The following is an 8,251-nucleotide window of genomic DNA, read 5'->3' as shown; positions in this document are numbered from 1 at the left end:
CCCCCACGGGGTGCTTTTGATACCCCCGAAAGTACCCCCGATTTTTTGGGATGTCAATGAACCAACTGAGACGTCATGAAACGAAAAACCCGCATCCTCATAGCGAGCGATGCGGGTTTTAGGACTTCTTGGAACTGCTTAAAACTAATATCTGGCGGAGAGAGGGGGATTCGAACCCCCGATAGGCTATGAACCTATACACGCTTTCCAGGCGTGCGACTTCAACCACTCATCCATCTCTCCTGCAACTACAACTGCGTTTCGCTCAATTTGATTTTCGCGAAGCCGCGTATTATAGCAACAAATCGGGAAGAAATAGAAATTTCTGTTCCATGCCGTCCATTTCTACGTATTTGACTGGAAAGTTGCGGGTTTACCCCACAACTTCCGTCAACATGCAACATCGGAAGAGGCTTATTGTGCCTCTTTGAGTTGCTCCAGGATCGCTGGATTTTCCAGTGTCGAGACATCCTGGGTAATTTCCTCGCCTTTGGCCAGCACGCGCAGCAGGCGGCGCATGATCTTGCCGGAACGGGTTTTCGGCAGGTTGTCGCCGAAACGGATTTCCTTTGGCTTGGCAATCGGGCCGATTTCCTTGGCAACCCAATCACGCAATTCCTTGGCGATCTGTTTCGCTTCGTCGCCGGTCGGGCGGCTGCGCTTGAGGACCACGAAGGCGCAGATGGCTTCGCCTGTGGTTTCGTCAGGCTTGCCGACCACTGCGGCTTCAGCGACGATCGGGTTGGCGACCAGCGCGGACTCGATTTCCATGGTGCCCATGCGATGGCCGGACACGTTCAGCACGTCGTCGATGCGGCCGGTGATGGTGAAGTAGCCGGTATCCTTGTTGCGGATCGCGCCGTCGCCGGCGAGATACAGCTTGCCGCCGAATTCTGGCGGAAAGTAAGCACTCTTGAAACGCTCCGGATTATTCCAGATGGCGCGGATCATCGATGGCCATGGACGCTTGACGACCAGGATGCCGCCCTGGCCATCCGGCAGTTCGTGCCCTGCTTCATCGACAATCACCGCCTGGATGCCCGGCAATGGCAGCGTGCATGAACCCGGCACCAGCGGCGTGGCGCCCGGCAGCGGCGAGATCATGTGGCCGCCGGTTTCGGTTTGCCAGAAGGTGTCGACGATCGGGCAGCGCTCTTGGCCGATATGCTTGTGATACCACATCCAGGCTTCCGGATTGATCGGCTCGCCGACTGTACCCAACAGGCGCAACGACGACAGGTCGTATTGAGAAGGATGGATATTCTTGTCGGCGTCGGCGGCCTTGATCAATGAACGGATCGCCGTCGGCGCGGTATAGAAAATTGTCGCTTTGTGCCGCTGGATCATGTCCCAGAAACGGCCGGCGTTCGGGAAGGTCGGGATGCCTTCGAAAATGACCTGCGTAGCGCCAACCGCAGTCGGGCCGTACGCAATATAGGTGTGGCCGGTAATCCAGCCGATATCGGCGGTGCACCAGTAGACGTCGTCAGGCTTGATGTCGAAGACCCACTTCATGGTCAGCGCCGCCCACAGCAGATAGCCGCCGGACGAGTGCTGCACGCCTTTTGGGGTGCCGGTCGAGCCGGAGGTGTAGAGAATGAACAGCGGATGTTCGGCATCGACCCATTCCGGCTCGCAAGTCTCGGCCTGATTGGCAACCAGATCGTGCAGCCAGATGTCGCGGCCAGCAATAAAATTCACGTCGCCGCCGGTACGCTTGTAGACCACCACGTCCTTGATGCTGTCACAGCCGCCCAAGGCCAGCGCTTCATCGACGATCGATTTCAGCGGCAGGCGTTTGCCGCCCCGCGCCTGCTCGTCGGCGGTCAATACTGCGACGGCGCCTGCATCGATGATGCGTTCCTGCAAAGACTTGGCGGAGAAGCCGCCGAACACCACCGAGTGGGTGGCGCCGATGCGGGCGCAAGCCTGCATCGCGACCACGCCTTCAACCGACATCGGCATATAGATGACCACCCGGTCGCCCTTCTTGATGCCGCGCGATTTCAAACCATTGGCGAACTGGCAGACCCGCTTGTGCAGTTCCTGATAGGTGATCTTGCTGACATCGCCGCTGTCAGTTTCAAAGATGATCGCGACCTTGTCGGCATTGCCGTTCTGCAAATTGACGTCAAGACAGTTGTAGGAAACGTTCAGCTTGCCATCATCGAACCATTTGTAGAATGGCGCATTGGACTCATCCAGCACCTTGGTGAATGGCTTGTGCCATTGCAGGTTTTCGCGTGCCAGGCGTCCCCAGAAGCCTTCATAATCCTGCTCTGCCTCGGCCACCAGGGCGCGATAAGCGTCCATGCCGGAAATGGCGGCGGTCTTGGAAAATTCTGCGGGTGGGGGAAAAACGCGGGTTTCCTGCGAAAACGTTTCGATGTTGGCCATACCTGTCTCCTGCTTTTAATAGTTGCGGCTAAAGATAATCTTTCACACTTACTTCAGTCTTACATGCCCTGATTTGGCCGAGATCGCCTGCTTGTCCGGCCAAGTGCAGTTCAATCGGCTATCATCGCACATTCAGCCCAATACGACATCGCATGCGTCCCACAAGATCCTACATCTACCTCGCCCTGGCCATGATGCTGGTCGGCGCCAATATCGGCTTCGGCAAGGCCATCATCGCCGTGATGCCGGTGGTGGTGTTCGGTTTGCTGCGCTTCGTGATCGCAGTGATCGTGATGGCGCCGCAATTCTTCAAGGCGGCGCCGCGCCTGGAGCGCCATGAATGGCTGACATTGTTCGGCCAGGCTTTCTTCGGGACTTTTTTATTTACGCTGTGCATGTTGTACGGCGTGCAGCACACCACGGCAACGGCGGCCGGCGTGATCACCAGCACCCTGCCGGCGGCGGTGGCGATCCTGTCGCGCCTGATTCTCAAGGAAAGACTGGAGCCGCGCACGCTGGCTTCGATCCTGCTGGCCATTGCCGGCATCGCCGTGCTCAACCTGAGCAAGACCGACGGCGGCGACACCTCGCTGGTTGGCAACCTGTTCGTGATGGCCGCGGTGGTATGCGAGGCCACCTATGTGGTGTTGTCCAAGCGCTTGACGCAAACCCTGTCGCCGATGCGCATCACTGCCTACAGCCACCTGTTCGGCTTGCTGCTGATGTTGCCGTTTGGTTTGACAGCCGCCCTGTCCTACGATTTCAGCCAGGTCACGGCCGGCATGTGGGCCCTGATCGTCTGGTACGCCTTGGCCGCCAGCGTGATCGCGTTCTGGCTTTGGTTGACCGGCACCAAGCATGTGCAAGCCAACGTCGCCGGCATCTTCACCGCTTTGATGCCATTGGCGGCGGCGTTCATCGGCGTGGTGTTTTTGCATGAAAGCGTCAGCTGGGGCCACTTTGCGGCGCTGGTGCTGGTGCTGAGTGGAATTGCCGTGGCCAGTTGGCCGCAATCCATGAAAACGGCGCAAGAAGTGTAAAATAGCGACGCCTTATCCTCTCCAATAATACCAATGAGCAATATTTCCTCCCCTGCGCCGAAAAAAACGATAGGCGTCGTGCCGAATCTGATCTTCATGAGCCGCTGGTTGCAATTGCCACTCTACCTCGGCCTGATCCTGGCGCAGTGCGTCTACGTATTTCATTTCTGGGTTGAGCTGACCGATCTGATCGGCGCCGCGTTCGGCAATCCGTCATCGCTCGCGCATATCCTGGACGTAGTGACCATTGAAGGCGCCACGCGCCCGACCAAGCTGACCGAAGCCACCATCATGCTAGTGGTGCTGGGGCTGATCGACGTGGTAATGATCTCCAACCTGTTGATCATGGTGATCGTCGGCGGCTACGAAACGTTTGTCTCGCGCATGAACCTGGAAACCCACCCGGACCAGCCGGAATGGCTGTCACACGTGAATGCTTCCGTGTTGAAAGTGAAACTGGCGATGGCGATCATCGGCATTTCGTCGATCCACCTGCTGAAGACCTTCATCAACGCTGGCTCCTACGACGCCAAGACCTTGCTGGCGCAGACCGGAATCCACATCACCTTCCTGTTGTCGGCGCTGGCGATTGCCTGGTGCGATCGCATCATGACGGCGACCCAGAAAGAGGCCAACGAGGCGCATTAATATTAGCGGCTTAGTGACAGCAACCGCTCCAATTATTTTCCCGCAGTTTTAGTGTTGTAATTTCTTACCAAGATTTTTTATCAAGTTTTCTTACCGAGAAACGCCATGACCACCATCACCACCGTCAAGCAAGAAGATCTCATCGAGTCGGTAGCCGCTGCGCTCCAGTACATCAGCTATTACCATCCGGTCGACTACATTCAGCATCTGGCACGCGCCTACGAACAGGAACAGAATCCTGCCGCCAAAGACGCGATCGCGCAGATCCTGACCAACTCGCGCATGTGCGCCGAAGGCAAGCGGCCAATCTGCCAGGACACCGGCATCGTCAACGTGTTCCTGAAGATCGGCATGAGCGTGCGCTTCGAAGGCTTCAAGGGTTCGATCACCGACGCCGTCAATGAAGGTGTGCGTCGCGGTTACCTGAATCCGGACAACATGCTGCGCGCCTCGATCGTGGCCGATCCGCAATTCGAACGCAAGAACACCAAGGACAACACACCGGCCGTGGTGCACATGGAACTTGTGCCAGGCAATACAGTGGACGTGCAGATCGCAGCCAAGGGCGGCGGTTCGGAAAACAAGACCAAGTTCGTCATGCTGAATCCTTCCGATTCGCTGGTTGACTGGGTCATGAAGACAGTACCAACGATGGGCGCCGGCTGGTGCCCGCCGGGCATGCTCGGCATCGGTATCGGCGGTACCGCCGAACGCGCGATGCTGATGGCCAAGCAAGTGTTGATGGAAGATATCGACATGTACGACCTGCTCAAGCGCGGCCCGCAAAACAAGACTGAAGAACTGCGTATTGAATTGTTCGAAAAGGTCAATGCACTGGGCATCGGCGCGCAAGGCTTGGGCGGCCTGACCACCGTGCTCGACGTCAAGATCATGATGCATCCAACGCACGCGGCATCGAAGCCGGTGGCGATGATCCCGAACTGCGCAGCAACCCGTCACGGCCACTTTGTGCTCGATGGTTCCGGCCCAGCCTTCATGGAACCGCCATCGCTGTCGGAATGGCCGGAAGTGCATTGGGTGCCGGATACCGAGAAATCCAAGCGCGTCGATTTGAACACGCTGACCAAGGAAGAAGTGGCATCGTGGAAGCCAGGTCAAACCCTGCTGTTGAACGGCAAGATGCTGACCGGCCGCGACGCTGCCCACAAGCGGATTCAGGAAATGCTGGCCAAGGGCGAAAAGCTGCCGGTCGATTTCACCAACCGCGTGATCTATTACGTTGGCCCGGTCGATCCGGTGCGCGACGAAGTGGTTGGCCCAGCCGGCCCGACGACCGCAACCCGCATGGACAAATTCACCGACATGATGCTGGAGCAAACCGGCCTGATTTCGATGATCGGCAAATCGGAACGCGGCCCTGTGGCAATCGAATCGATCAAGAAGCACAAGTCGGCTTACCTGATGGCCGTCGGCGGCGCAGCTTACCTGGTGTCGAAGGCGATCAAGTCGGCGCAGGTGCTCGGCTTTGCCGATCTCGGCATGGAAGCGATCTACGAGTTCGACGTCAAGGACATGCCGGTAACGGTAGCAGTCGATTCCAACGGCATCTCGGTGCACAACACCGGGCCGAAGGAATGGCAGGAAAAGATTGCGCACGCAGCGCTGTCGAAAATTCCCGTGACGACCATCTGACCTAGCTCATCCATGACCAGCAACACTGGGAATATGCCGATGGCGCACATTGCGCCCATCGGCATTTTTGATTCCGGCATCGGCGGCTTGTCGGTGCTGCGGCATATTCACCAGAATCTGCCGCACGAAGATCTTTTATATTTTGCCGATTCCGCTTACGCGCCATACGGCGACAGGTCCGAAGCAGAAATTTCCGCGCGCTCGCTGGCGGTGACGGAATTTCTACTGCAGCGTGGCGTCAAGGCTTTGGTCGTCGCATGCAATACAGCCACCACCGCCGCCATCAAAGCGATACGCAGTGCCTATCCGGATTTGCCGGTGATCGGCATCGAACCAGGACTCAAACCGGCAGCCGCGCAAAGCCATAGCAAGATCGTCGGCGTTCTGGCAACCAAAGCCACCCTGCTCAGCGCCCGCCTGCTCAGCCTGCAACAGCAGATCAGCGCCGCCAGCGGCGTGCATTTTGAACTGCAAGCGTGCGTCGGCCTGGTCGATCAAATCGAAAAAGGCGAGTTGCGCTCTCCTCAAACCGCACAGCTACTGCAACGCTATATCGCCCCCTTGATCGCACAAGGTGCAGATACCCTGGTGCTAGGCTGCACCCACTATCCATTCGTCCGGCCATTAATTGAAGAAGTCGTCAGCAGCCTGACCACAAGTCCGGTCGCCATCATCGACACCGGGGATGCGGTAAGCCGGCAATTGACAAGAGTGTTGAGCGACAACGCCCTGTTGCAAAGCCCACTACAGCAAGGCAACGTAAGCGCCTTCACAACAGGCAGCCAAACAGCACTGAAAACCGCGTTCAGCAGCCTGCTGCAATTGAATCCGGCGATCCAGCAAGTTGCAACAATGACCCCATCCGCAGCAATCTCATGATTTAGCATTATTTAATTTGCCAGCTAGCAGGTTACTTTGTATAATAGCGAGCTGTCCTAGTGCTGAACAAGCATGACAGTATTTGCAGTAGTCAGGCAATGGTGGCTGTAGCTCAGTTGGTAGAGTCCAGGATTGTGATTCCTGTTGTCGCGGGTTCGAGTCCCGTCAGCCACCCCAACTAATTCAATAAAATCAAACAGTTATACGATTGCTTGATTTTATGTCGTGAAATTCGCAACGAAAATCACGATTTCACAACGAAGCCCATCATTGCGATGGGCTTTTTTGTTGTCCGCTCGGTCGGCAACGCACTCTCCCTGATAGATGGGCTATGAGCTTTACCCTGACTTATCCTCAGATGCACTGAACATACCCGCGGTACCCGAAATTACGCCCGCAACGATAGATCCAGCGGCAGAAATGCAGCGATTGCGGCCTTTCGTCGGCGACAGCTTTCGGGTTGCCAATTTTCTTTCAGAACGGAAGTCGTTCTGACATTAGGTGCGGCGGCAAAGCGCTGCTCTCCAATCTCAACGAGTTTTTCTATCCACGACACATTGACTTGGCTGTACCGACGCACCAGTCACAGAATCACGACGCCCAATTTTTACCCGGGTATTATTGACGCGGTAATTTTACCAGGGTATTATTAGCGCATCCAATGTACGTCAGCTCTCATCGTGATTGATATCGCCACTCCGTCCTATACCTGGCTTATCCACCGCCGCTGACAGAAGTGTCATCGCTTGTAGCGTGACTCATTTGGAACAAAAAGGATTGATGATGACAAACAAAAAAACGTTGAAACGACAGTATCTGGAGACGAAAACCCGAGCAGGCGTATATGCGATCCGTAACCAGATCACGGGCCGGGCTTTGGTTGCAGAAAGTACGAACGTTCAGGGCACACTCAACCGGCATCGCTTTGAACTGCAGCATGGGCTGCATCGTAACGCGAAGCTTGCACAGGACTGGGTCGAGCACGGCGAGACCAACTTTCTCTTCGAGGTGCTCGACATGGTCAAAGCTAGCGAAGATCCAGCGTGCAATGTCGCACGAGAATTGGAAGTACTCGTTAGCCTGTGGCGCCAGGAAATCCCATGTGTCGGCGAATTCGGCTACGACGAACCCCGGAGTGAACCTCGATGAACACGAATCTCAGTTTCTGTTTGGCGCTACATCATGCCCACGCCAGCCTGCGATTCAAACTTGACGACGAGTTGGGCATACACCATGGCATCAGTTTCAATGACTTTGTGCTACTGAATTTGCTCGCGGAAGCGGACGGTGGTCGGGTAAGCATTCCTGAACTCGTGCGTCCACTTGGTCAGCCCCAATCGTCGGTGCTGCGTCAGTTGATCGTGCTCGAAAAGATTGGTCTCGTGGTGCGCGAAGGTGCGAATGGATTTCGTCAGGCCGTGCTCCGCCCAGCCGGGCGTGCACTGGTGAACGCTGCGCGCGAGACTGCCGATGGCATTTGCACCGAAGCCGTCGAATCAATAGCCCCCGCAGCGGTTGCGATGGTTTCCGCAGCATTGATAACGCTTGCACGCATGCCAACTTCGGCACTCTCATGAGCCGCGGCGTGGCCACTTGAACAGCCTGGCATTACACCCGGTGTGCTGTAGTGAAGC

General features: G+C 56.5%; 7 protein-coding genes and 2 tRNA genes. 7 read left to right on the top strand and 2 right to left on the bottom strand.

What is annotated here, in order from left to right:
- Positions 1-152 precede the first annotated feature (152 nt).
- A tRNA-Ser gene (locus ACIPF8_RS21805) sits at positions 153-243 on the bottom strand.
- A 171-nt stretch (positions 244-414) separates the two neighbouring features.
- Positions 415-2,397: an acetate--CoA ligase gene (acs, locus tag ACIPF8_RS21800; RefSeq protein ID WP_400425270.1), complete on the bottom strand. Its 1,983-nt coding sequence runs from the start codon at positions 2,395-2,397 to the stop codon at positions 415-417.
- Between the two features lie 152 nt (positions 2,398-2,549).
- Here acs and ACIPF8_RS21795 point away from each other — a divergent pair, with 152 nt between their 5' ends.
- The 7 genes from ACIPF8_RS21795 to ACIPF8_RS21765 all read left to right on the top strand — a co-directional run bounded on the left by ACIPF8_RS21795 (position 2,550) and on the right by ACIPF8_RS21765 (position 8,194).
- Positions 2,550-3,437 (top strand): DMT family transporter, encoded by an 888-nt coding sequence (locus ACIPF8_RS21795; protein ID WP_400425267.1) that lies wholly within the window; start codon positions 2,550-2,552, stop codon positions 3,435-3,437.
- Positions 3,438-3,470: 33 nt separating this feature from the next.
- The gene (locus tag ACIPF8_RS21790; RefSeq protein WP_400425264.1) at positions 3,471-4,085 is read left to right on the top strand and encodes a YqhA family protein; all 615 of its coding nucleotides are present in this window, start codon (positions 3,471-3,473) and stop codon (positions 4,083-4,085) included.
- A 114-nt stretch (positions 4,086-4,199) separates the two neighbouring features.
- On the top strand, positions 4,200-5,738 hold the full coding sequence (locus ACIPF8_RS21785; protein WP_400425281.1) for a fumarate hydratase: 1,539 nt from the start codon (positions 4,200-4,202) through the stop codon (positions 5,736-5,738).
- A gap of 12 nt (positions 5,739-5,750) precedes the next feature.
- Positions 5,751-6,617 (top strand): glutamate racemase, encoded by an 867-nt coding sequence (gene murI / locus ACIPF8_RS21780; protein WP_400425263.1) that lies wholly within the window; start codon positions 5,751-5,753, stop codon positions 6,615-6,617.
- A 101-nt stretch (positions 6,618-6,718) separates the two neighbouring features.
- A tRNA-His gene (locus ACIPF8_RS21775) sits at positions 6,719-6,794 on the top strand.
- A 606-nt stretch (positions 6,795-7,400) separates the two neighbouring features.
- The gene (locus tag ACIPF8_RS21770; RefSeq protein WP_400425260.1) at positions 7,401-7,766 is read left to right on the top strand and encodes a GIY-YIG nuclease family protein; all 366 of its coding nucleotides are present in this window, start codon (positions 7,401-7,403) and stop codon (positions 7,764-7,766) included.
- A complete protein-coding gene (locus tag ACIPF8_RS21765) occupies positions 7,763-8,194 on the top strand; it encodes a MarR family winged helix-turn-helix transcriptional regulator (protein ID WP_400425257.1) in 432 nt (143 codons plus the stop codon). The genes ACIPF8_RS21770 and ACIPF8_RS21765 overlap by 4 nt, the downstream gene beginning before the upstream one ends.
- Positions 8,195-8,251: the final 57 nt, after the last annotated feature.

The sequence above is a fragment of the Collimonas sp. NPDC087041 genome (genome assembly GCF_044745265.1).
GTDB lineage: Bacteria > Pseudomonadota > Gammaproteobacteria > Burkholderiales > Burkholderiaceae_D > Collimonas.
The sequence above is the reverse complement of the archived record's forward strand: the minus strand, read 5'-3'. Positions and strand labels throughout refer to the sequence as shown.